This window comes from Agrobacterium sp. B1(2019) (genome assembly GCF_008274755.1).
GTDB lineage: Bacteria > Pseudomonadota > Alphaproteobacteria > Rhizobiales > Rhizobiaceae > Agrobacterium > Agrobacterium salinitolerans.
Window position 1 is genome coordinate 17,570 of sequence record NZ_VTPB01000003.1, and the last position, 22,599, is coordinate 40,168.

Below are 22,599 nucleotides of genomic sequence, written 5' to 3' on the forward strand. Positions count from 1 at the left end.
CGCGTTAAGTCGGTTGCCCAGCCGGATATAGAGCTCAACCGCTCGAAGTCTGTCTGCGTAGGAATACATGAACGACCTCCTTGGTGGTCCAACTTTTCGTCCGCACCCCCGGAAGACAACTTGCAAACACTCAACGACATCTATCTCGCCTACCTCGACTGCCTTAACCGCCAGGACTTCGATGACCTCGGCACCTTCGTCGACGGTACGGTCGAACACAATGGCCGACCCTTCGGGCTGTCGGGCTATCGCGACATGCTGGAAAACGACTTTACCGACATTCCCGATCTTCGGTTCGAGGCAGAAATCCTTGTCAGCGAGGCGACCCGGGTTGCCGCCCGGCTTTCGTTCGATTGCACGCCCAGGGCCACCTTCATGGACCTTCCGGTCAATGGCAGGAGGTTTCAGTTCTGCGAGCACGTGTTCTACGAATTTGAGCACATGAAAATCCGCAGGGTCTGGTCGGTCATCGACAAGGCCGCAATCGAACGTCAACTTGGCTGACGGCCTTGGCCTTGCAAAAACATCGGCGGCCACGCGCCCTGGAAAAGTCACCATAACGAGCGCGATTGCACTGGGCTTCCCGCCGGGCCCGGGCAGCCTTAAATTTATGCAGACAGCTGCTGAGGTCGCGGGCGTTGCACAAAGGTTACATCATATTTCAGGAAAAAAGCATATGAATGATCTCTCACGTAAGGGAGTTCAGAGCCTATGAAGAAAATCGTATCGACTATCGCATTCGTGCTCGCGGCATCGACTGCAATGGCGGCCGATGCCGTATCAGAAGTTCCTGCCGCCCCAGTTGCAGACGTTGCGCCGCTGTTCAGCTGGACCGGGTTTACCGCCGGTGTCCAGGCCGGGTACGGCTGGAACAACAATGACGCTTCGATCGTCGGCCTTCCCGGCGAAACGTCCGCAGACTTCGACGGCGCTCTCGCCGGTGGTTTCGTTGGCTTCAACTATGACCTTGGCAACAGCTGGGTCGTCGGCCTTGAGGCTGACTTCGAAAAGAACTGGGGCGATGATTCAGCCACTATCCTTGGCACCGGCTTTGACTACGGGTTCGACTGGCAGGGTTCGGTTCGTGGCCGCGTCGGCTACGCATTTGACCGTGCTCTGGTGTATGGTACTGCAGGCTGGGCGTATGCTCGCGGCTACGCGGAAGTTCCGGGCATTGCCGACGTGAAGGAAACATTCAACGGCTACACTGTCGGCGTTGGTCTCGACTACGCGTTTACCGACATGGTGTTCGGACGCGTTGAGTATCGTTACACCGACTTCGGCGACAAGGATTTCGATTTCGGTGGCGCTGCAATCAACGCGGATGTCGACCAGCATGCAATCCGTGTCGGCCTCGGCGTAAAGTTCTGATCCACCCGGACAGCAACAGCAAAAGCCCGGCCGTTGTGCCGGGCTTTTTCCTGTCCCTTTCCAAAAGGCCGGAAGCAAAAAACCGGCGGTAGACAAGTGCTGACAGCCTGTTTACCCGGCGTAGTCGCAGCACAACCACTGAACATGCCGACCAGGACCGGACGCGGACGGACACGCTCCTTCTTCCGCCACCAAACGCTCAGCCAGTCTCATCCATGATTTCCCCTTTGAGCAAATCCTCAAGCAGTTGACGATCGGCGCCACGCGGCGCCATCCGCGGCAGCTGACGCCGCAGCAAGTCCCGCAGCATCTGCGCACCCGTTCCGTCCGCCGGTTTTTGCAGTTGGTTGCGCATCCATAGTAAGCGGTCAGCCGATGGCGTGGGACTTGAAGTTCCAGGGCATGAGTGCCTCGATTTCAGATACGGGCCAGCCTTGAGCGATGCGGGTCAAGGTCTGGGAAAGCCAGTCAAGCGGATCGACGTTGTTCATCTTGGCTGTCTGCAAGAGGGTGGCGACCGTCGCCCAGGTGCGTCCACCACCCTCGCTGCCGGCGAATAGACTGTTCTTTCTCGTAATTGTTTGGGGCCTGATCGCGCGCTCAACGATATTGGAGTCGATTTCGATCCGGCCGTCCGTCAGGAAGCGCTCCAGTGCTTCGCGCCGGGTGAGCGCGTAACGGATTGCTTCGGCGGTCTTGGACTTGCCAGAGACCTTGCCCAGTTCCTTTTCCCAAAGATCAAAGAGGCCGGAGACGATGGTTGCAGATTTTTCCCGACGCAGCATGGATCGGCTGTCGGCATCCCGGCCGCGGACCTCATCCTCGATGCGCCAAAGCTCGGTCATCGCGATGATCGTGTCCGTTGCAGCCTTTGAGACACCACTGATGTGAAGGTCGTAAAACTTGCGGCGAAGATGCGCCCAGCATCCTGCGAGCCGGATCGTTTCATTGCTGCCGTCTTTGGCGCGCGTCTTGGCGAGACCGGTATAGGCCGAGTAGCCGTCAACTTGCAGGATGCCACTGAATCCGGCGAGATGACGAACCACGCAGTCAGCGCCCCTACTGTCCTCAAACCGATAGGCCACCATCGGCGGGCTGGTTCCACCATAGGGTCTATCATCGCGAGCGTACGCCCAAAGCCAAGCCTTCGTCGTTTTCCCGGACCCAGGGGCAAGAGTGGGTAATGTCGTTTCGTCGGCGAAGATCCTTTCACCCTCCTTGACGCGCTCAAGGATGTAATCGGCGCAAATCTGAAGTTCGAAGCCCAGATGCCCCATCCACTGGGCCATCAACGATCGGCTGATCTCGACACCGTCGCGTAGATAGATTGCCTCTTGCCGGTAAAGCGGAAGGCCGTCGGCGTATTTGGAGACGGCGATATAGGCGAGCAGCCGCTCCGTCGGCAGGCCGCTTTCGATGATGTGCGCCGGTGCCAAAGCCTGGAGCACGCCATCGTGGCCGCGGAAGGTGTATTTGGGGCGGCGCGTCACGATGACCCGGAACTTCGGCGGCACGACATCCAGCCGTTCCGAGCGATCTTCACCGATCAGGACCTTTTCCAAGCCCACGTATTCAGCAGGGATCTCCGGCTCGATCACTTCCTCGATGCGTTCGAGATGAGCGGCAAAACCCTTGCGCGGACGTGCTGCCCGTTTCGGCTTGTCTTTGGCCGCTTGATCAAGCTCGCTCTGGATTTCCGAAAGACCGGTCTCGACTTCCTCGAAGGCAAAGGAGACTTGCTCATCGCTGACACCAAGACGCAGCCGCTCAGAACGGGTGCCATGTTGCGTGCGCTGCAGAACCTTCAGGATCGATGTGAGGTTGGCGATCCGCTCGTTGGCATTCTTCTCCACCGCCTCCAGCCGAACGATCTCAGCTTCAGCCGCTTTCAGCCGCGCTTCTTTCGCCGCCTGCTCGCGCGCCATCGCGAGAACCATCGCTTTCAGCGCGTCCACGTCGTCCGGCAGGTCGTGAAGGGGCAAATCCATGCGAAGGAGTAGAGCACAAAAACAGCTGTTTTCCCAACCATTACAGCAGCATGATTCATCTTGTCGCAGGTGCTGTCAGCCCGTCAACAAGGGTCGCCTGACCTTGGTCGGGCGGATCTTTTTCCAATCCATTCCGGCCAGCAACGCCATCAGCTGCGAATGGTCCAGACGGATCCGGGCCGTCGATATGCCGGGCCAGCAGAAGCCCTGATCTTCCAGGGTTTTCGAATAGAGGCAGACACCACTGCCATCCCACCAGGCAATCCGAATACGATCGGCCCGTTTCGACCGGAAGACGTAAAGCGCGCCATTGAATGGTTAAGGGCCTGAACAATCGGGCGTCCACGACCCGATTGCCAACCTGTTCCACATCCCACGCCACGACATCCCCTCCAGCCATCATCGCCAACTGCGTTTGGAGGCGATGAACCTGTGGGCGAAAATTGCAAGAGCATGACCGACAAACTCAGCCGGCACCATGAATTGCCCTCGTTGCCGTTAAGTTTACGATGTCGCCTTCGGTCCTGGCCAGCCATCTCTGATTGATGCAAATGGTACTGGAATACCAGCGTTCCTCAATAGCGAACATTGAAGGGTTCATTATCTCAGGTTGAATTTTGCTGACCACTTTTAGCAGTCGAAACACCCGTTCGATGTTGCTAGCGTCACCACCGGTAAACAGACAAGGGCGCACTTACGACTTGCCACGCATTGGAGCGCTGAATTTCCCCGTTTGCGGATCGGAGATTTCGGTTGGCGATTTATCATCTCAGTACCAAACCTGTCTCGCGGTCATCCGGCCGAAGTGCTGTGGCATCCGCCGCCTATCGTTGCGCAGTTCTTCTCACCAATCACCGCGATGGGCTTGTGCATGATTTTACCCGGAAAGAAGGAGTGGAGCATAAAGAGATCGTGCTGCCGGACGGTCTTTCTGCCGATTGGGCTTTGGATCGTTCGAGGTTGTGGAACGCTGCCGAGTTTGCAGAAAAGCGAAAAGATGCCCGCGTCGCTCGCGAATTTGAAATCGCGCTTCCGCATGAGCTGTCGCCAGAGGGGCGACTGAAGGCGGCACGCGCCTTTGCCCGGGATCTTGCAAACCGCTATGGCGCAGCCGTGGATTTTGCCATCCATTCGCCAAGCGAGCATGGTGATATCAGGAACTACCATGCGCATGTGCTGATGACGACGCGACAGGTTGGCAGAACCGGCCTTGGCGAGAAAACTTATCTGGAGCACAAGAACGCACGGCTGCTGGCACATGGCATGGCGACAACCGATATGCAGCTTCGCGATATCAGGCAGGCGTGGGAAGGTATCGCCAACCGTCAGCTTCAGCGCGAAGGCCTTGATGTTCGCATCGATCATCGATCGCATGCGGAGCGCGGTCTCGAGTTGTCGCCGACCGAACACATGGGCGTGCATGCCTCGCAGATGCAGCAGCAGGGCATGGCGGTCGAACGTGGCCGACTGGATGACGAGGCAGCACGGCAAAATGCAGCACTGATCCGCCAAAAGCCGGAACAGGTCTTGGCGCTGATCAGCCATGAGAAGAGCGTGTTCGATCGGCACGATATTGCCAAAACCCTGCATCGCTACATCAACGATGACGCGCAAATGTTCCGGAACGCTTTTGCGGCTGTGATGGCCTCGCCAGCGCTTGTCGAACTCCAGGCTGAGCGCATCGATCGCGAGACAGGCGAGGTTTCCAATGCGCGCTATTCGACACGGGACATGATCAATCTGGAACTCGCAATGGCGCGATCGGCGGAGCGGCTGCATCAGGCGCAGTCCCACGATGTCGATCCGCGCCATGTCGAGCGCGCGATGGAAAGGCAGGATCACGCTCTTCGGACAAGCTCTGGCGGACCGTCGGCTGCGAGCGATCCGTCTGCGGGATTGTCGGATGAACAGCGTCAGGCAATCGCGCATATTACCGGACCTGAAGGCATCGCCGCCGTGGTCGGGTTTGCCGGTGCTGGAAAGTCCACCATGCTCGCAGCCGCGCGCGAGGCGTGGGAGGCCCAAGGTTATCAGGTCCATGGAGCAGCGCTTGCCGGAAAGGCCGCCGAGGGTCTTGAGGAAAGTTCCGGTATAGAGAGCCGCACGCTGGCGTCATGGTCATACAGCTGGGACCATGGCCGGGATCTGATCGGCCGACGTGACGTATTCGTCATCGACGAGGCCGGCATGGTCGGGAGCCGGCAGCTTGCCCGGTTCATCGGCGAGGCAGAAGAGCGTGGCGCAAAGATTGTTCTTGTTGGCGACCACGAGCAATTGCAGGCAATCGGGGCCGGTGCCCCCTTCAGGGCGATTGCCGAACAGATCGGTCATGTCGAACTTTCCGGCATTCGCCGCCAGCGCCATGATTGGCAGCGGCAAGCATCAGTTGCCTTTGCGACCCACAAGACGGCCGAGGGCCTCGCCGCCTATCGCGATCACGGCAACATCCACTTTGCGGAAAGCCGCGACGAAGCGATGGCGCGGATCGTGCGTGATTATGTTGCCGACAGTTCAGAGCATCCGGATGGCAGCCGGGTTGCCATGGCGCATCGCCGTGCCGATGTGCGCGTCCTCAATGCCGCCATCCGTGCCGAGCTTCAGAACCGGCAAAGGCCGGAGCGCAGCCACGGGCAGAACGCCGGTGCGGACCGTGGAGACCGTGGGGATGTTGAGGACCGTGGTAACAATGAGGATGTTGGAGAACTCACCTTCCAGACCTGTAACGGCAAACGCGCCTTCGCTGCCGGTGACCGGATCATCTTCCTCGAAAACAACCGCGACCTGGGTGTGAAAAACGGCATGCTTGGCACGGTCGAGTATGTCGAGCCGGGCAGAATTGTTGCGCAACTCGATGGTCGTGGCGGCGACAGCGTCAGCATTCTGACCGACAGCTATCAGGCAATCGACCACGGTTATGCGACAACGATCCATAAAAATCAGGGAGCGACGGTCGATCGCGCCTTTGTGCTGGCGTCCGGCACCATGGACCGGCATCTGGCCTATGTTGCCATGACCAGGCACCGCGACGGCGTGCAGCTCTATGCCGACATCCAGGAGTTCACCAAGGCGGGCCGGCTGGTTGATCACGGCGTTGCGCCCTACGAGCATCATCCGCAGTCACGCGACAGCTATTTTGTGACGCTGGAGAATGACAAGGGAGAGCGGCATACTGTGTGGGGCGTTGATCTCAAGCGGGCCATGCGAGATACCTCACCAAAGATCGGGGACAGGATAGGACTGCAGCATGAAGGCGCGACGCCCGTCACGCTTCCGGACGGCACGCAGGCCGAGCGCAATGCATGGCGCGTCGTCATGGGTGATGAACTCGCCTACCAGCAGCTGACAAGCCGCCTGTCGTGTTCCGGCGCGAAGGAAACGACGCTGGATTACATCAGCGACTTTGCCGAGCGGCGCGGGATCACCAGCGACCCGTGGATCGGGCAAGAGTTTGCGGTGAGAAGCGAGATCGAACTTGCTTCCGCCCAAAATGCGCGTCAAGACGTTTTGTCCCGTGCGGCCCATCTGCAACGGGAGCAGCAGGATCGGCCATCAGAGCGTCAGCAGGTTTACGAGGAACGTGCCGGCGATCTGGCCGGTCCTGTTCACCGCGAGAATCCTCGCAATCAGTTCGCCCGAACAATCGATGACGGTCGGCGCGACAACCGAATAGAGGACAGCAAAGGATATCGCCGGATCCGGTGGTCCGACCTCATGACGCGAGACGGGGCCGTCCCTGCCCCCACAGAATCTGCAGGCCAGCACTCGCTGCTGGAACCCGGTGAACCAGCGCCGCTGGTGCCGGCGATCACCCGGCACGACCGCAGCATCGAAGAGGTGGCGCAGCAAAGGGCACTGTCCATTATCGAGCAGAGATTCGATACGGTGGAATCTCTGGTGCGGCACGTGTTCCGTGATCCGGCCGAGGTCGCCGCGAGACTACGCACTGCGATGACCGAGAAGCAAGGCAATGGCAAGATCATGGCGAAGGCCATGGCCGGGCAACCAGAGCGGTTCGGGGAGCTACGCGGAAAGTCAGGTCTGTTCGGAAACAACAAGGAGCGGAAAGAAGCGCTGCAATATGCGAGATCTCTCTCTGCCCATATTAGTTACGTCTCGGAGGCATGGGAGCGCCGGCTGGGAGAAGAACGTCAAAGCGAACAATGGCAACGTGAACAGCGTGATGTGATCGAGGTGCCAGGCCTCACGCCGCGCAGTGCCGAGATACTCGCCCAGGTGGAGAAGATGCCGGTAGAGAGGCGGGAAGAACTTGTCGCGGAACTGCGGTCGTCGCCTGAGGGCCGTGCTGCGATTGATGAGGCAAAGCTGGTGGCAGAAGCACTCACGCGGCGGTTCGGTAGTTCCGATCCTCGCAGGTTCGCCGAGGAGTTGGAGACACGTCCGGAGCTCGCAAAACATGCCGAGCAGATCAGGACAATAGCCCGCATGGTGGATCGGACACGCCATGCCGAGCTTAGTCATGACCATACGCTGAAACAGCAAATGAACCGGTCTCGCGGGCTTGGATTGAGTAGATAGTAGGCGCCGACGACAGCAGCGTTAAATAGTGGTCGTCCTTGAAAGTGCGCCACGCTTCCAAATTTCCCAGGGGTCGCGGTGGACTTAATCCGTCGCGGCTGGAGAGAGCATTCCGCTTCTGACGTGTTTGCGTGTCGGGGTGCAGAAAATCTCGATGTAATCGAACATGGCCCTGACTTCGCGGCTCAATGTCTGCTCGCTCACGAACACGCAGAACTCTTGCCAAAGCCAATGCGCCAGATCGCATACGCTCCACATCGCTATGATAGAAATGTGGATTATGTGAAGCGATGATTGCAACAAGCTCGGATCTGATCATGCTGGTTTCATAGCGAAATTTACATTCATCGAGAAGAGGATGAAAACCGGCAAAGAGGTACGCCGAATGAAAGAGACGCAGCGAGACCAGGTTTTGACTACCCTGATCGTCAACCAGATCATGAGCAATCCGCTCACCGGGGAGTCAGGAAGTTCGCGGCTGAAGCAGGTCGCGCTAGTGATGGTGATATACGTATTTCTTCATGGCGGGGAAGATCAGGTCGGCCTCAGCGATTTGATTAAGGTCACCGGTCTCACGCGCGGCGGCATTATCGAGACCATTGAGCCACTCGTTCGACGCGGTCTTCTGGTGGAGACGATGGGGAAGAACTCGATGGGTCGTGGCACGGCACGTTACTTTGAGATCGCTTCATCCGTGAAGACGATCGTGGCCGCAGTCTCAGGCGCTCCCATGGGCGCAGGACTGGAATAAAATGCTGACCGACATCGCGGTGCAATGTTATCAGGCAAACGACCCCGAAGGTGGGGGGGCACTTGATAGTTTACGAGGAACTTCGTATATATGGTGACGCTCGGGTTCAACGATGCGAAGAAGAAAGTGATCACCGCCCTGGTGAATGGAACATATCTGCATGAGGCCGACCGTTCGAACGTCAATACGAAAAACCTGCTGCTGACCGGTCAGGTCTCCGCTTCGACCGTCTGTGACGTTCTCAAGCGCAGCCAGGGACAGAACCACTCGTCATCGGCGCACCATCAGGCCGCTTCCATCCAGGTCCACGTCATTCGCCGTGATGGCTGGTACATCAAGTTCTACTTCGTCGATCCGAATACCGTATTCATCAGCGTGCATCAGTGAGGCTTTCATGAAGCTCTACCAACCAGGCGATACCAGCAAGGCCATCTGCCCGCACTGCGGAAAGCTGGTCACGACGACGTTCGCCTATCGTGACGTGCCGTTCGATGACGGATCCGGCACTGTGAAGGGCATTCTGTCCGCGGTCTGCGATGAGTGCGACGCCGTCGTTGCCATCCCCGCACAATCCACGCCCGCCATCCGGCGTGCGCGCCAAGTGGCCGAGGTCGCGCTTGAAGTCAGCATTCCCGCGCCCGAGGTCGAAATTCTCGATGCCGCCGCGTATCGCATCGATCCGACCGCGACCACGCGCTTCAGGAAAACCCTGTTTGCATTTTATCTTCAGCGGCTTCGGCAAGACGAGCAAAGAGCGGACGCGCTGCGCCGGAACTTCGAAGCGTGGCGTGTATCGAAAGCCGAAAGGGGTAAGCGCGTGACGCCGGGGATCCGCATCCCCAATCGGCGCTTGTCGTTCAAGATCTCCGCCAGGACCGATGACGACGTTCGGTGGGTGATGGCGGCCAGCGGTATGAACAGGACCGATACCGTCCGCTCTATCGTCATGGAGATCGAGAAAGATCTGCTGGCGCCCAAGGCGCCACGGGACCTTCGGCATCTCCAGGACATCGCGGCCGTCGTCAACGCCTGAAGATATCGTCTGTCGGTGCATGCGTGCCGGACCCTCCGCGCGGTAAGCGTCAGGCGACGCGCGGTAGACTAGGAACATCGCCAGCTTCGTGCTCACGCCATCTCGACCTGGCGGGAAATCGCTTTGTTGATTGACGCGTAAAATTCTAGCCGAAGAAACTATCGCGTCTCAAAATCAGTTAAGGCGACGCCACCGCATCCGGAGATAGTATTACAAGCATAAGCTCTTGAGAAATGCTCATTTATATAGCTCCGTCGAAAATGAACTGACTTTCAAATACTGCATGTCGGGATCTGTCGCGTCTTTTCTTAGATACGGCGGATTCGGAAGTAGGGTGGGATTCTTTTCACCCTCTTCTTTTAGCCACCCGAGCACATCTTCGATTTTCCCTTCCGTCACCTGCTCCCTGGTAATCGATAAGGTGATCGAGATAAGCGAAGTGCCTGAACCGAAGAATTCTGCGAGATTGTCGGGGTTTACTCTCTTCACTGTCTTTGGATCGTTGAAATCGGTGAAGGTTACCAGCAGAGGATAGTCAGCTTTGGAGAGCGTGGCAGTTGCCGGCTTTGACATACGTTCAAATTTTGGAGCAATGTCGACGGGTGCTATTCCTGGAAAAAAAAGCGCATACGGTCTCGGCATATCCTTCAACAGCGCGAAAAGGTACTTGCCTGGAAGAACCTCAAGGACAACCGCCTCCCCTCGCAGCTCAAAAAAAGCACCTCTTGCTTCAGGTAGTGCGAAGAGGCCGTCTCGATCATCCAAACTAGCCTTCATCACGCTCGACGCGGATTTTGGACCCGACGGGGTCTCAACCGTAACCGTGAGCTTTTGATGCCACGACCAACTGTCGCCGCAACTGCTGAGCAGCGACAGCGCCAACAACACGGGAATTTTCCTGAGAAGCCGAGAGATATTCATCAGACACCAGCTAGACGAAATAATTGCTATGCAAACGAACGTTGGCCTTGTCGCCAAATTTCACATCAAAATACGCGAAATCTTCCAGCAAACTATCAAGTCACTGGAGAGCAAGCAGAGGCATTCAGGATGTCAGTTGATCGATTGCTTGGTTTGGGACGGAGTTTCGTCACCCGGTTTTGCAATAAGACTTTGTAGAACGTCGCTATCCACCAAGCGTCCTATAACAGGATGAACCTTTATCTGGCTCTGCTTGGCGACTGTGTGGAAATTTGAAAGCACGGAGGTAGCGAGCTCCCGCGTCGGTGCGATAACATCCAGCAACCAGACGATTTGGCCACTGTTCCAGTCAGTGGGCTTCAACCGCACTGGAAAAACACCAGCCTTGACCTGCTCAACAATCTTTACATCGACGTCCTCACTCACGCTTGCCCAAATTGCGATAGCGTTTGGTGCCAAAGTGGTCTCTTCGGTTCCATCGTCCTCTTTTTTCGATGCGATTACGATACGATCATGACTAAGCGGATCGATGACCAAATGACTGAGATCGGACAGGCTCTGGCTGCGATAGCGAGGAACGGAACTGAGCGCGAATACGACCTGTCCAAAAACAGAAAAAATTTGCCCTTTTGCTTGTAAAAGTTTTCGGATCACATCGTCGTTTACTGCATCGGATGTAGTCTTCTGCTGAGACTCGTCCTCAAAAAAAATCGTCATACTGCCCCCGCAATACCGCCCACAAACCGTTGATGTCCTTCACAAATTCGGAAGCTATCAGATCAAATTTCGATTTCAAGTTGTATGTTTATCACCAAACAGGATTGCAATAACGGTGTTGATTGAGCGATCCGGGCTTGGAAGCTTGGAACTATGCGCCGCTCTTGAAGAGACCAGAACTGACGACCCCGTTTTCCGGCCACGCAATAACGACGATTCGTCGGTCTTGCGCTCAAATAATCTCGCCTCCGTCCAAACGTCATTCCTTCAGACGATCCACCAAACGCTTCATCAGATCCATTCGTTCGTGAAGAAACGCTACGATGAGGGCGGGCGCATCCTGTCGAGGCAGACAAAAGACGTAATGGTGCTGGCATCGCGTCATCCTTAGCGACGGATAAAGCGCGTTCATGTCCTTGAAAGAACCTCTGCCCTCGGCAAGGTTTGCGATACCTCGCTCCAAACCCGAGACGTAGCGGCGTACCTGCGCAGCACCCCATTGCGTATGTGTAAAGCGGATTACCGAACGCAGGTCTGATCCGCTTCCGCGGTAAGAATATAGGCAGTCAAGCACGACCCTCGGAAATCTCCTCGTCAAGGATCTCACCTACGGTTTTAGTCGACAGTCTTCCAGCAAGCCCCTCATCGACGCGCATGTTCATCAACGTCTTCAACTCCTCCCAGGCTCGCTCTGAGTCTGTGTCTCCGGGGAAGAGGCGCTCAAGCGCATACTGCTTGATTGTCTTGCCCTGCAATGCTGCCAGCGCCTTCAGGCTTTGATGTTGTTGGTCCGTTATATCGATCGTCAATCGGCTCATCTGACGCGCTCCTAAACTGAAAAACCCACATCAGCACATATGTAGGTTTGTCGCCACCGCTGATGCTTGACCGATGTCGCTTGGAGGGCTTTGCTATTTCGGAGACTTTGATCCCACTACCTTGCTCCGCTTGAACACAATCCCTACCGATCAATGGACACGTGTACGTTTTAAGCTCCTGAACAGAACGGGACCCTTGGCACCCTATTTGTCTGCGCCACTTCGAACGAAATCAGCAGTCTGGCGTTCAATGCGAAGGCGGTTTATTCGCTAAACGGAAGTTCAATATCTTCGCGGTTTTTCTTTGCGCCGTCGATTAGGACCGTTTTGAACCGGTCCGCATCTGCTGCCGGCAGCATCCCCGCCCCGACTCGAATAGCTTCTTGCCATGCCGGCCCGCGCTCCCATGCTTCGTTGTAGACGAGGGCCAAGTCGGCGGATCGCCTTGTCTGCTGCAGTGCCTCAAAAAGCAGCGCGGCTTGGCGAAGGTCCTTCTCACGCTTTGCTGGCCCCTGCCCGTCTGTGTGGCGGCGGCTGGCGACTATGAGCTTGTGGACCGCATATCGAGTTGGCTCGGGGACAACGACCGGGATGCCGCTTCGGTGGAGCAGTATTGTCCTTACGGGTTCCCTGATGAGAAAATCGAGAAAGCGTAGTGGATCCGCGCTGGCGCCGCCAAGGGCAGGCATCTTCGCCGGCTGGTCGATGTAGTCGTCCGAGCCTCGGTTCGATGTCAAGAATTCCACCCTGTAGCCGTCGGCATTCTGAAATGCCGACGAAGCCGCTGATCCCGATCTATGTGGAACGGGCCGGAAGCTGGCGTCGACGTCCTGCAGCAACTCCACGATCGGAGGCAGACTATCTTCAACCTCTCGACTGATGGCATAATCCTGAGCGATGTCCGCATCGCCGGTCAGTATGGCAGCCATGGGAAGGCGCACGCCGAGCAGCCCTGAATAGCATTGAAAGGCCACCGTGCCGATGAGAACGCCACGAAGTCGAAAGAGACCCCCATTGGCTAGAGCTTCGACGATATCGCCCGACATCGCGTCGGGCGATATCATCCCGCCTTCGCGGGTCAGGGTATTTACCAACCGCCTGCGAGCGCGTAGATCGTCCTTGTCCCGCTTATGATCAGATACGCGCTGCGCTATATCCGGATCGTCAGCAGGACCAACATAACGACGTTTCGTACCACCGTGTCCATCCGGGATGTCGAAATACCAATACTTCCGTCCCTTGATGTTCGCCGGGGTGAATCGACCCTCCGAAGGGAAATCGGCCGTCCAGGCAGCGTCGAGCGAGCGCTGACCTAGCTCGGCGAGCATAGTTTGGTACATGAGATCAACGGATTTCATAAGCTCGACTCCGGTGTTATACTGTTTTTTAAAAACAGTATAACGATCGAGGGGATAGGTCGCAATACGGAACGCGTTTCTATCGCCTTGAGATCCCATCAGGGGTGAGTAGCGGCCTGCACCGTGGCTGAGTGAGGTCGCTATGCGCTGCGACCACTTTCCGATCGTCCAACGATGAAGTCACCCCAAGGTAAGTGCGAAGTCCCACTCAAGCTAACGCCGCAGGCCGTCCATGACCAGTCTGACGATCCTGTGCGCGCGGTCACGCCACTCGGGGCTTTCCGGAATGGAATAAATGCCGAAAAGCGCATTCAGCACGTCCGCCCCCTCGATGTCTCCCTTGACCGCATCAGCCTTCACAGCGTTGTCGAGCAGCTCTTCAAACGCCGTATGCAACAGCTTCGAGCCCTCGGCAAAAAGGGCCGAGTTGGACGTAAACAAGAGCTTCAGGCTGCTCGCCATACCTTTTTTTGCGGCCATATAGCTGACAAACCGGTTCATCCATTCTTCGATGGCTTTGGCGGGCTCTTCTTCCCGCATTAAGTCGCGCGCAGCCGTCGCCAAAATTTCCAGCTCGCGGCGATAAACGCTTTCGACCAGATGTTCGCGCGTCGGAAAATGCCGATACAGCGTGCCGATGCCGACCCCTGCACGCCTGGCAATATCCTCCAGCGAAGCCGCTGCGCCCTGCTCTGAAAATGCCAGCGCCGCAACTTCCATCAGCTTTTCCCGGTTTCGCCGGGCGTCTGCGCGCATATGAGGCGGTTGAACCGGAGGCGTTTGCTCCTTGGGCACGGAAAGGCCACTCCACGAAAAAACGCTTGACGAATGATCGCAAGCCACTAAGTTAAACGGAGGCGCCTCCGTTTGTAGGTGCGCCACACGCTTCTTTAAATCAGATAGGAGGCGGATGTCATGCCGAAATCAACCATTGGCGCTGGTGAGCCTCTGACGACCGAAAAGTTCTTGAGGAACTTAACTGTCACTCGCTCATTCTGATGTCACAATGCGGGAGGCACTTATGACAGGATCGGCCGATAGCATCCGACAGAACAATAATGATACCGATTGGTTGCCTCGCAATGTCGATGCCTCAGTTCTGGTGACACCGAAGAAAGCTTTTTCCACCGACAGTGCCTACGATGTCATGAGCTTTGCCATTGACAACATCAATGCAGGTTCACGGGTGGCGCTTTGCACGTTAGTGGAAATACGCGGTGGCTCGTCGCGTCCGCTTGGCGCGCATATGGCAGTCGCGCAGGACGGCAATTACTGTGGATATGTTTCTGGCGGATGTACTGAAGCGGCTGTCGCTGCAGAAGCCTTGCAAGCGATAGGAAGTGGACATGATCGTTTCGTCATGCTGGGCGAAGGATCGCCCTTCTTCGATATCGTTCTTCCCTGCGGAGGCGGCATCACGGTCGCCATTCATCTCGTTAAAAATGTTGAATCACTCTGTTCCATCACCAGGCTCTTGGATCGCCGGCGCGGCGCTTCCTTGCGCTATACGCCGGGTCTCGAGCAGATTTCACCCGGCTTCGAGGGTGCCCCAACCGGCTGGCATGGCGGTGTCTTTGTCACAGGCTACCGCCCGAAAGTGCGAGTGGTTATTTCGGGACGCTCTCTCGAGGTCGAGACTGCCGCGAGCGTCGCGAGAGCCGCAGGATACGACGTTTTCATCATTGAGGATGCCGCTCACACAACCGTCGATGCCACTGTGATCGATCCGGACACAGCTGTTGCACTTCTGGAGCACGACCTTGATCAGGAAATGCCGATCCTTGCGGCCGCACTCCGCGCAAAACCTTTTTACATCGGCGCCCTCGGCAGTTCCCGAACCCATGAGAAACGCGTCGAGCGATTGCGCCGGAGTGGACACTCGGAGAAGGCAATCGCGCGGATCAAAGCGCCAATCGGCGTTTTCGGTCGCGCAAGGGATGCGCAGTCGCTGGCACTATCTGTCATCGCCGACATCGCCGCGTCGAGACAGGCCTACGTGACACAAAGCTAGAGCTACCGCCGGATCGACATATCCGACAGCAGCCACAGGCAGATAAACACCATGAGCTTCATAGGTGCGGCCAGAAACTTTCAGTGCGCACCTTCAGATGAGGGAGATGTCCAATGCGATTTAACATCAACGGAGCGCCAGTGGAGGTGGAGGCAGACATCCGCACTTCATTGCTTGATCTCATGCGCAACTATCTCGGATTTACCGGCACCAAAAAGGGATGCGATCAAGGCGCATGCGGCGCCTGCACGGTTTTGGTCGATGGCGAGCGCATCAATTCCTGTCTGGCGCTTGCCGTCCAGTATCAGGGCCGCAACATCACGACCGTGGAAGGCCTGGCGATTAACGGCAACCTCCACCCGTTGCAAAAAGCTTTCATCGAACATGAAGGCTTCCAGTGCGGCTATTGCACGCCCGGGCAGCTCTGTTCCGCCGTGGGCATGGCTGGCGAGATCGAGCGAAACATCCCGAGCGTCGTCACCGCCGATTTGTCGAGCGACAGCGTTGTCACCGATGACACCGAAATCCGCGAGCGCATGAGCGGCAATCTCTGTCGCTGCGGTGCCTATAACGGCATCGTTGAAGCCATTTCTGAAACGCTGGTCCAGCAGACCGCGATGCAGACCGACGGGAGGGCACGGGCATGAATATCTTTTCCTATCATCAGGCCTCTGATGCCGCGTCGGCGATAACCCTCAAGCAGGCCGGGTCTACAACGAAATATCTGGGTGGCGGCACCAATCTTGTCGATCTCATGCGCGAGACGGTCGAAAAACCAGAGACACTGATCGATGTCACGCACCTATCAAGCAGCATCGAACAGCGTGCCGATGGCAGTCTGCTGATCGGAGCAGGCGTGAAGAACACCGCGCTTGCAGCCCACGGCGCGGTCAGGAACCAATTTCCGGTTCTCTCCCGCGCTATCCTCGCAGGTGCAAGCGCGCAAATCCGAAATGTCGCCACCGTAGGAGGCAACATCCTGCAACGCACCCGGTGTCGGTATTTCTATGACAATGCCGCCCACTGTAACAAGCGCGAGCCCCATTCAGGATGCGACGCGCTCAAGGGTTTCAACCGCTATCACGCCATCCTCGGCGCATCTGAAAGCTGCGTCGCCACCCATCCATCCGATATGTGCGTCGCGATGGTCGCGCTGGATGCCGTGGTTCACCTCCGTGGCCCTGCAGGCAAGCGCAGCTTGCCGCTGCGTGATCTCCACCGTCTACCTGGCGACACGCCGGAAATCGAAACTGCACTTCACCCGGACGAACTCATCACAAGCGTTGAAATTCCCGCGCTGCCATTCGCAAAAAAATCTACCTATAGGAAAGTCAGGGACAGAGCGAGCTACGCTTTCGCGCTCGTATCCGTTGCGGCGGCGCTCGATCTCGATGGGGATGGTAATGTCAACGACGTAAGGCTGGCGCTCGGCGGCGTGGCTCACAAGCCGTGGCGTGCCATGAAGGCAGAAGCCCATCTTAAGGGCCAGAAGGCAGATGCCGAGCACTTCCAGGCTGCAGCCGAGGCTGAACTCGCCGAAGCCGTTGGCCTGCGAGACAATGCTTTCAAGATTGAACTGGCAAAACGCACCATTGTCGCGGTTCTTGAAGAATTGAAGGGAGAAAACGCATGAGCGCCGATACCCACACGCTACCGGAGACAGGCAGACAAGGCCGCTGGCAACCTGCCGTCACAACCGATCCGCTGCTGCGCAAACATGGTTCCCTCGGGCAATCCGTATCGCGCATCGAAGGCCCCATGAAAGTCCAGGGCAAGACGCGCTTTGCGGCAGAATTTCCCTACGATAACATGAGCTACGCGGCAATCGCTTTCAGCACCGTCGCCCGTGGGCGCATCACCGAGCTTAATGTCGGAGCCGCGGAGGCCGCACCCGGCGTCATTCTCGTCATGACCTATAAGAACGCACCACGGATGAGGGCGCCATCGCTGATGATGTCTTCTCCGACTGCGGCCGGAGCAAGCAATCTTCCTGTCATGCAAAATGACGAAATCCACTGGAACGGTCAGCCAATCGCGCTGATCCTCGCCGAAACACAGGAACAGGCGGATTACGCCGCATCGCTGATCGAGGCGACATACGAACTGCTGCCGGCGGTGACATCTTTCGATGAAGCGAAAAAAACGCCCCGCCAGCTTGAGAACCTGCTCGGCCAGCCGCCATACATGGAAATCGGCGATGCGGAAACCGCCCTTGCCAATTCAGAGGTCAAGGTCGATCTCGTTTACAGAACCCCGCGCCACAATCACAATGCCATCGAGCTGCATGCGGCAACCGTTGTCTGGAATGACAGCGAACTACGCGTCCACGATGCCAGTCAGCTTCTCGATCTGACAACGGGCCAGCTTGCGGATATTTTTGGAATTGATGTCAGCAATGTGCACGTCACCTCGCCCTATGTCGGTGGCGGTTTCGGCGGCAAATGTCTATGGGATCATCAAATCCTCGCCTGCGCGGCGTCCAAACTTGCGAAGCGCCCCGTGCGCATCATGCTGTCTCGCGAAGGCGTCTTCCGGATCGTCGGCGGCCGCACGGTCACTGAGCAGCGCGTCGCATTGGGCGCCAGAGCCGACGGGACGCTCGATGCGCTGATCCACACCGGAACGACGGCGATGACGTCACATAATTCCTGCCCGGAACAATTCACCTTCCCCGCCCGCCACCTCTATGCCGCCAGAACGTTCCGCATCGGTCAGAATGTTGCCGACATGGACATGCTGGCAAACACATTCATGCGCGCGCCGGGTGAGTCCGTTGGCACCTTCGCACTCGAATGTGCACTGGATGAACTGGCGGAAAAGCTGGGACTGGACCCGATCGAGCTGCGCCGGCGGATCGAGCCGGAAAAGGATCCGACGACCGGCAAGCCGTTCTCTTCGCGCTACCTCATTGAAGCCTACGACAGAGGCGCAGAAAAATTTGGCTGGGACAAAAGGAGCCGGACACCGCGCCAGAGACGTGAAGGCGAGTGGTTGATCGGCGTGGGATGCGCTACCGCAACCTACCCCTATCACCGGTTTCCCGGTGGCGCGGCCCGCATCAAGCTGACGGCGGAAGGTCACGTAACCGTTTCAACTGCCGTGCACGACATGGGAATGGGAACCGCAACAGCTCAGGTCCAGCATGTGGCAGCTCGACTGGGCTTGCCCATTGATCACGTGACGTTCGAATATGGCGACAGCCGGTTGCCAAAAGGCGTGATTGCCGGAGGCTCGACCCAGACCGCCTCCATCGGCGGCGCGATCATTGCTGCAACTGAGGTCTTCGTGGAGGAACTCATCAAGCTTGCGGGCAACGACTCTCCGCTTGCCGGGCTGTCGCTTTCCGACGTTGAAACGCGTGATGGCGGGCTGTCGCACATCACCGACATTAGCCGGTTTGAAAGCTACCAATCGATCCTCCGAAGAGCCGGACGAGAAGAGCTCATCTGCGAGGCGGAAGGGCCTGCCCCAGCCGAAATGGAGGCCTTTTCCATGCATTCCTACGGCGCCCAGTTCTGCGAAGTTCGGGTCAGCGCCCTGACGGGTGAGACGCGTGTTTCGCGTTTCCTGGGTTCCTTTGATGCAGGTCAGATACTGAACCACAAAATGGCTACCAGCCAGTTCAAGGGCGGTATCATCATGGGTATCGGCCTTGCTCTAACAGAAGAAACCAACTTCGATGAGCGGACGGGCCGTATCATCAACGCCTCACTGGCGGATTACCACGTGCCGGTGCAAATGGACGTTCCGTCAATCGAAATCCTCTATACCGACAAGCCCGATCCACAGGCACCGATGGGCGCACGCGGCATCGGAGAGATCGGGATAACCGGGGTTGGCGCAGCCGTTGCAAACGCCGTTTACAACGCGACGGGTGTTCGGGTTCGCGATTTGCCCATTACCCTGGACAAGCTGATGATGGGTGCCGACTGACGCCGTTGACAGAGGAACGGTCAAACTCAAATCCAAAACCGTTCGTTCCTGGAACAGGATCGGAGATGTTGAGGTTCAGCATGGACCTCGACATCTCTTTGGTTGAAACCGTGACCGTGGTCCTTACCTCTCGAGAACGCCGCCGGCTGCAAGAACATCATCGGGCGTATCAACGTCGAGGCGGGCGGCGTCGCCGATATCCAAATCGATGACCGTTATTCCGGAGGTCTCCATGAGCTGACGCGCGCCGACATCGCCTTCCAGCCGCATGATGGCACCATGAAGTGACCTTGGAAGGATGACCGGATTGCCCCGATGGCCGCGCGACACCGCGCGAACGGCCGCTTTTGCAAATGCGAGGCGAAAAGCAGCGATCAGGGCGTTCAGATCACCAGCCGTGACACTTGGCATATCCGCCAGCATGACGATAACGCCGTCGATATCCCGCGCTGTGGCGGCTGAAAATCCCGCGATCAACGAGCTCGCCATCCCGGATGCATAATCCGGATTGTGGATGGAGGTAACCTCCAGACCCAGGAGTGTTGCTTCTATGTCTTCCCGCCTGTGACCCGTCACAACGATAACGGATTGCACATTTGCGGCGAGCGCTGTTTTAGCCACACGGCGCACCAGCGGCTCACCGTCAAATTCCGCAAGCAGCTTATGTCCGCCACCGTTGCCCATGCGGCTCGCTTTTCCGGCAGCCAATATCACCGCCGCGACGTTTGCCGGCGAGCGACCTTCCTTTTCGCAATCTCGCTCCGGCGGCTCTGCCATCCCTTCCATCGGTAATCCCACCGCTTAATCCAATACCGGACGCATAAACGATCTCTCGTAGCTCACGATGCTACGACTGCGCTTGTCCAACTCGTAGGCCGCAATGCACTCGGGATCAGACACCATCCTGATACGATAGTCTTCATAGGCAGCGAGACTTGGAAAACTGAACAGAGCCAGTGCGATATTGTTGGCGCCCTCGCTCGGCAGAAAATATCCATGATGCGTCCCCCCCATACGATTGACGATAGGGATCCAGAGCCGTGCATAATCCTCGAACTCCGAAAGCTTATGGGGGTCAATGATGTATCTGAGGTAACAGGTAATCAACAAAGAAACTCCTTCTATGATCTGACCGCGTTAGGCATACGCTCCGTTTTTGGTGCCATCATCTGCGATGAGCAAGCTGGAATTCGAGTTGGAGATCGCTTGATGGAGCGCCACCCCCAAAAGGCGTGCACAACTCTACCGCAAGCACCGCTGTTTTCACGGACACCGCATCTCAATCCCGAACAAACCCCATTTCAGCGACGATCACCAAAGCCTCAGCGGGTTCACCCGAACGCGATCTCCATCACACTTCCCCGACCTCAAAGTCGCCTCCGCGTTCTACGACGATTGTCAGGGGCCGAGCGGCAGTAGTTCGAGCCAGCGCCGGGTCATTGGCACGCAGGCGAGCGCCGCCGCCAGCACGACGGTCGCCAGAATGGCTTCACCCGGCCGCACCGCGTACGTGGAGCCGGACAGCCATGCGAGAAGCTGGCCCAGGCGCGGGTCCTGCGCCGCCACCAGCACGGCCATGACGAAGCCGGAAACCGAACTGAGCGCGATGCCGAGGACCGCGAGCGTGCCCCGGTCTCGATCATTTGCAAGGCCCGCTCGAGCATGGTTTTCGTACCTTTCCAAGCCGGACATAAGAGCGCGGCAGCGAGGGCGGGGCCGATGGCCGCCCGCTCCACCGAACCAGCAGTCGGGTTGCAGGAGACGTTTTTCGTCAGTGGATGCTTAACCGGGCAGACATGCCGACAATAGATGGCGGCGTTCTTTTCCCGTAAAGAACCCTCGTCAAAGACAGGATCGCGCATCCGCGCCTCGTTACAATTGTCGAGATCTTTCTGGTTCGCTCGTATTCGGGTGGTGATATACTTGCTGCGGGTGAAGCGGTTGGAGACGCGTGGACGCTCCGGCCGCGTCCAATGTCGATAGCCCCCCTTCAGGGAATGGGTGCGATTGTTCGGGTTCCTGCAAATCCCCCTGCCGGCCAAAGGCAACTGTTACGGGTGATACTCACGGTTGACAACGGACAGGCACTTTCTCATGCTGGTTAAAACAGGAGAAAGGGAACATCCATGAACATCCGCACACGTTTTCTGTCGATCGGCGCAGTCGTTGGCGCACTTGCTCTCGGCGTCAGCTTGGCAGGAGCCCAGGCACCAGTTTTTTTCCGGATTGGCACGGGCGGCACAGCTGGGACTTATTATCCGATTGGCGGGCTGATCGCCAATGCCATTTCGGGTGCTGGCGATAAGGGTGTCACTGGACTGGTGTCCACTGCAGTCGCCTCGAATGGATCGGTTGCCAATATCAACGCCATCCAAGGCGGCTCTATGGAGTCCGGCTTCACCCAGTCGGATGTCGCCTTTTGGGCTCATAGCGGCACAGGTCTCTACGAAGGCAAAGGCAAGGTCGAGGATCTTCGACTGATTGCCACCCTCTATCCAGAAACAATTCATCTGGTCGCCCGGAAAGATGCCGGGATCAAATCGGTGGCGGACCTTAAGGGCAAGCGGGTTTCCGTTGATGAGCCCGGTTCCGGCACCATCGTCGACGCCCGGATTGTTCTGGGGGCCTACGGTTTGAAGGAAAGCGACATCAAAGCCGAATATCTCAAGCCTGGCCCCGCTGGCGACCGCTTGCGGGACGGTGGACTGGACGCCTATTTCTTTGTCGGTGGCTATCCGACCGGTGCAATCTCGGAACTCGCGACGTCAAGCGGCATCTCACTGGTACCGATCAGCGGTCCGGAAGTCGACAAGCTGATAAGTGATTACACGTTCTTTTCGAAGGATACGGTTCCGGCCAACACCTACAAAGATGTTGCGGAGACACCGACGATTTCCGTGGCAGCTCAATGGGTAACAAGTGCCAAGCAGCCGGACGATCTGGTCTACCAGATTACTAAGGTCATGTGGAATGACGCAACCCGCGCAGCACTCGATGCCGGGCATGCCAAGGGCAAGATGATTACACTCAAGAACGCGACGACCAGTCTTGGTATCCCGCTCCATCCCGGTGCGGAGAAGTTCTATAAGGAAGCCGGCGTCCTCAAGTAAACGTTGGAAACCCGATTTGCGATGCGGGGACAGGCTGAGGCCGGTCTCCCTA

21 protein-coding genes and 2 pseudogenes are annotated in these 22,599 nt (G+C 57.5%); 12 read left to right on the plus strand and 11 right to left on the minus strand.

Annotated features, from left to right (window positions below):
- Positions 1 to 120: 120 nt before the first annotated feature.
- Together AGR1_RS20400 and AGR1_RS20405 are read left to right on the plus strand one after the other, a co-directional pair.
- Positions 121 to 504, plus strand: coding sequence for an ester cyclase (locus AGR1_RS20400; protein ID WP_149148046.1), 384 nt, complete (start codon positions 121 to 123; stop codon positions 502 to 504).
- 207 nt (positions 505 to 711) lie between these two features.
- Positions 712 to 1,371 carry an outer membrane protein gene (locus AGR1_RS20405; protein WP_137412410.1) on the plus strand — a complete coding sequence of 220 codons (660 nt, stop codon included), beginning with the start codon at positions 712 to 714 and terminating at the stop codon, positions 1,369 to 1,371.
- Positions 1,372 to 1,570: 199 nt separating this feature from the next.
- On the opposite strand, the gene AGR1_RS29660 is transcribed toward AGR1_RS20405, so the two are convergent.
- Together AGR1_RS29660 and AGR1_RS20410 are read right to left on the minus strand one after the other, a co-directional pair.
- A complete protein-coding gene (locus AGR1_RS29660; protein WP_187772249.1) occupies positions 1,571 to 1,726 on the minus strand; it encodes a hypothetical protein in 156 nt (51 codons plus the stop codon).
- 13 nt (positions 1,727 to 1,739) lie between these two features.
- The gene (locus AGR1_RS20410; RefSeq protein ID WP_149148047.1) at positions 1,740 to 3,359 is read right to left on the minus strand and encodes an IS66 family transposase; all 1,620 of its coding nucleotides are present in this window, start codon (positions 3,357 to 3,359) and stop codon (positions 1,740 to 1,742) included.
- Between the two features lie 340 nt (positions 3,360 to 3,699).
- Here AGR1_RS20410 and AGR1_RS29930 point away from each other — a divergent pair.
- From AGR1_RS29930 to AGR1_RS20440, 5 genes and pseudogenes are all read left to right on the plus strand, one after another.
- Positions 3,700 to 3,816, plus strand: a pseudogene (locus AGR1_RS29930) (IS6 family transposase); the annotation flags it as partial.
- 296 nt (positions 3,817 to 4,112) lie between these two features.
- Positions 4,113 to 7,895, plus strand: coding sequence for a Ti-type conjugative transfer relaxase TraA (gene traA / locus AGR1_RS20425; RefSeq protein ID WP_149148048.1), 3,783 nt, complete (start codon positions 4,113 to 4,115; stop codon positions 7,893 to 7,895).
- A 358-nt stretch (positions 7,896 to 8,253) separates the two neighbouring features.
- Positions 8,254 to 8,646 carry a transcriptional regulator gene (locus AGR1_RS20430; RefSeq protein WP_187772250.1) on the plus strand — a complete coding sequence of 131 codons (393 nt, stop codon included), beginning with the start codon at positions 8,254 to 8,256 and terminating at the stop codon, positions 8,644 to 8,646.
- A 90-nt stretch (positions 8,647 to 8,736) separates the two neighbouring features.
- Positions 8,737 to 9,033 (plus strand): hypothetical protein, encoded by a 297-nt coding sequence (locus tag AGR1_RS20435; protein ID WP_149148049.1) that lies wholly within the window; start codon positions 8,737 to 8,739, stop codon positions 9,031 to 9,033.
- A 7-nt stretch (positions 9,034 to 9,040) separates the two neighbouring features.
- Positions 9,041 to 9,679 (plus strand): hypothetical protein, encoded by a 639-nt coding sequence (locus AGR1_RS20440; protein ID WP_149148050.1) that lies wholly within the window; start codon positions 9,041 to 9,043, stop codon positions 9,677 to 9,679.
- Between the two features lie 237 nt (positions 9,680 to 9,916).
- Here AGR1_RS20440 and AGR1_RS20445 read toward each other — a convergent pair whose 3' ends face one another.
- The 6 genes and pseudogenes from AGR1_RS20445 to AGR1_RS20470 form a co-directional block, all read right to left on the minus strand.
- The gene (locus tag AGR1_RS20445; RefSeq protein WP_149148051.1) at positions 9,917 to 10,567 is read right to left on the minus strand and encodes a hypothetical protein; all 651 of its coding nucleotides are present in this window, start codon (positions 10,565 to 10,567) and stop codon (positions 9,917 to 9,919) included.
- A gap of 165 nt (positions 10,568 to 10,732) precedes the next feature.
- Positions 10,733 to 11,317, minus strand: a complete 585-nt coding sequence (locus AGR1_RS20450) for a toxin-activating lysine-acyltransferase (RefSeq protein WP_149148052.1) — start codon at positions 11,315 to 11,317, stop codon at positions 10,733 to 10,735.
- Positions 11,318 to 11,576: 259 nt separating this feature from the next.
- Positions 11,577 to 11,887, minus strand: a pseudogene (locus AGR1_RS20455) (type II toxin-antitoxin system RelE/ParE family toxin).
- Entirely contained in the window at positions 11,884 to 12,135 is a 252-nt protein-coding gene (locus AGR1_RS20460; RefSeq protein ID WP_149148054.1) for an antitoxin, read from the minus strand. The pseudogene AGR1_RS20455 and the gene AGR1_RS20460 overlap by 4 nt, the downstream one beginning before the upstream one ends.
- Before the next feature lie 263 nt (positions 12,136 to 12,398).
- Positions 12,399 to 13,493: a GSU2403 family nucleotidyltransferase fold protein gene (locus tag AGR1_RS20465; RefSeq protein WP_137412597.1), complete on the minus strand. Its 1,095-nt coding sequence runs from the start codon at positions 13,491 to 13,493 to the stop codon at positions 12,399 to 12,401.
- 213 nt (positions 13,494 to 13,706) lie between these two features.
- Complete coding sequence (locus AGR1_RS20470) at positions 13,707 to 14,249, minus strand: TetR/AcrR family transcriptional regulator (protein ID WP_149148501.1); 543 nt, start codon at positions 14,247 to 14,249, stop codon at positions 13,707 to 13,709.
- 265 nt (positions 14,250 to 14,514) lie between these two features.
- Between AGR1_RS20470 and AGR1_RS20475 the strand changes: the two genes are divergently transcribed.
- The 4 genes from AGR1_RS20475 (at position 14,515) to AGR1_RS20490 (ending at position 19,437) form a co-directional block, all read left to right on the plus strand.
- Positions 14,515 to 15,504 (plus strand): XdhC family protein, encoded by a 990-nt coding sequence (locus AGR1_RS20475; protein ID WP_149148055.1) that lies wholly within the window; start codon positions 14,515 to 14,517, stop codon positions 15,502 to 15,504.
- 113 nt (positions 15,505 to 15,617) lie between these two features.
- Entirely contained in the window at positions 15,618 to 16,151 is a 534-nt protein-coding gene (locus AGR1_RS20480; RefSeq protein WP_149148056.1) for a 2Fe-2S iron-sulfur cluster-binding protein, read from the plus strand.
- Positions 16,148 to 17,137 (plus strand): xanthine dehydrogenase family protein subunit M, encoded by a 990-nt coding sequence (locus AGR1_RS20485; RefSeq protein ID WP_149148057.1) that lies wholly within the window; start codon positions 16,148 to 16,150, stop codon positions 17,135 to 17,137. Before AGR1_RS20480 ends, AGR1_RS20485 begins: the two co-directional genes overlap by 4 nt.
- The gene (locus AGR1_RS20490; RefSeq protein WP_149148058.1) at positions 17,134 to 19,437 is read left to right on the plus strand and encodes a xanthine dehydrogenase family protein molybdopterin-binding subunit; all 2,304 of its coding nucleotides are present in this window, start codon (positions 17,134 to 17,136) and stop codon (positions 19,435 to 19,437) included. Before AGR1_RS20485 ends, AGR1_RS20490 begins: the two co-directional genes overlap by 4 nt.
- A gap of 123 nt (positions 19,438 to 19,560) precedes the next feature.
- Here the strand turns inward: AGR1_RS20490 and AGR1_RS20495 are convergent, their stop codons facing one another.
- From AGR1_RS20495 to AGR1_RS20505, 3 genes are all read right to left on the minus strand, one after another.
- Positions 19,561 to 20,223, minus strand: coding sequence for a nucleotidyltransferase family protein (locus AGR1_RS20495; protein WP_137412603.1), 663 nt, complete (start codon positions 20,221 to 20,223; stop codon positions 19,561 to 19,563).
- A gap of 15 nt (positions 20,224 to 20,238) precedes the next feature.
- The gene (locus AGR1_RS20500; RefSeq protein WP_149148059.1) at positions 20,239 to 20,544 is read right to left on the minus strand and encodes an NIPSNAP family protein; all 306 of its coding nucleotides are present in this window, start codon (positions 20,542 to 20,544) and stop codon (positions 20,239 to 20,241) included.
- A gap of 291 nt (positions 20,545 to 20,835) precedes the next feature.
- Positions 20,836 to 21,129, minus strand: coding sequence for an iron chelate uptake ABC transporter family permease subunit (locus tag AGR1_RS20505; RefSeq protein WP_149148060.1), 294 nt, complete (start codon positions 21,127 to 21,129; stop codon positions 20,836 to 20,838).
- A 434-nt stretch (positions 21,130 to 21,563) separates the two neighbouring features.
- On the opposite strand from AGR1_RS20505, the gene AGR1_RS20510 reads away from it, so the two are divergent.
- Positions 21,564 to 22,547 carry a TAXI family TRAP transporter solute-binding subunit gene (locus AGR1_RS20510; RefSeq protein WP_149148061.1) on the plus strand — a complete coding sequence of 328 codons (984 nt, stop codon included), beginning with the start codon at positions 21,564 to 21,566 and terminating at the stop codon, positions 22,545 to 22,547.
- The last annotated feature ends 52 nt before the right edge of the window (positions 22,548 to 22,599 follow it).

What these genes read in the sequence shown, in the direction of transcription:
- AGR1_RS20405 (WP_137412410.1), top strand. Translation starts at nt 712, where the DNA reads ATGAAGAAAATCGTATCGACTATCGCATTCGTGCTCGCGGCATCGACT.
- AGR1_RS20505 (WP_149148060.1), bottom strand. Translation starts at nt 21,129, where the DNA reads ATGTCCGGCTTGGAAAGGTACGAAAACCATGCTCGAGCGGGCCTTGCA.
- AGR1_RS20475 (WP_149148055.1), top strand. Translation starts at nt 14,515, where the DNA reads ATGACAGGATCGGCCGATAGCATCCGACAGAACAATAATGATACCGAT.
- AGR1_RS20510 (WP_149148061.1), top strand. Translation starts at nt 21,564, where the DNA reads ATGAACATCCGCACACGTTTTCTGTCGATCGGCGCAGTCGTTGGCGCA.
- AGR1_RS20480 (WP_149148056.1), top strand. Translation starts at nt 15,618, where the DNA reads ATGCGATTTAACATCAACGGAGCGCCAGTGGAGGTGGAGGCAGACATC.
- AGR1_RS20410 (WP_149148047.1), bottom strand. Translation starts at nt 3,359, where the DNA reads ATGGATTTGCCCCTTCACGACCTGCCGGACGACGTGGACGCGCTGAAA.
- AGR1_RS20495 (WP_137412603.1), bottom strand. Translation starts at nt 20,223, where the DNA reads ATGGAAGGGATGGCAGAGCCGCCGGAGCGAGATTGCGAAAAGGAAGGT.
- AGR1_RS20450 (WP_149148052.1), bottom strand. Translation starts at nt 11,317, where the DNA reads ATGACGATTTTTTTTGAGGACGAGTCTCAGCAGAAGACTACATCCGAT.
- AGR1_RS20440 (WP_149148050.1), top strand. Translation starts at nt 9,041, where the DNA reads ATGAAGCTCTACCAACCAGGCGATACCAGCAAGGCCATCTGCCCGCAC.
- AGR1_RS20465 (WP_137412597.1), bottom strand. Translation starts at nt 13,493, where the DNA reads ATGAAATCCGTTGATCTCATGTACCAAACTATGCTCGCCGAGCTAGGT.
- AGR1_RS20430 (WP_187772250.1), top strand. Translation starts at nt 8,254, where the DNA reads ATGAAAACCGGCAAAGAGGTACGCCGAATGAAAGAGACGCAGCGAGAC.
- AGR1_RS20435 (WP_149148049.1), top strand. Translation starts at nt 8,737, where the DNA reads ATGGTGACGCTCGGGTTCAACGATGCGAAGAAGAAAGTGATCACCGCC.
- AGR1_RS20485 (WP_149148057.1), top strand. Translation starts at nt 16,148, where the DNA reads ATGAATATCTTTTCCTATCATCAGGCCTCTGATGCCGCGTCGGCGATA.
- AGR1_RS20470 (WP_149148501.1), bottom strand. Translation starts at nt 14,249, where the DNA reads ATGCGCGCAGACGCCCGGCGAAACCGGGAAAAGCTGATGGAAGTTGCG.
- AGR1_RS20490 (WP_149148058.1), top strand. Translation starts at nt 17,134, where the DNA reads ATGAGCGCCGATACCCACACGCTACCGGAGACAGGCAGACAAGGCCGC.
- AGR1_RS29660 (WP_187772249.1), bottom strand. Translation starts at nt 1,726, where the DNA reads ATGCGCAACCAACTGCAAAAACCGGCGGACGGAACGGGTGCGCAGATG.
- AGR1_RS20460 (WP_149148054.1), bottom strand. Translation starts at nt 12,135, where the DNA reads ATGAGCCGATTGACGATCGATATAACGGACCAACAACATCAAAGCCTG.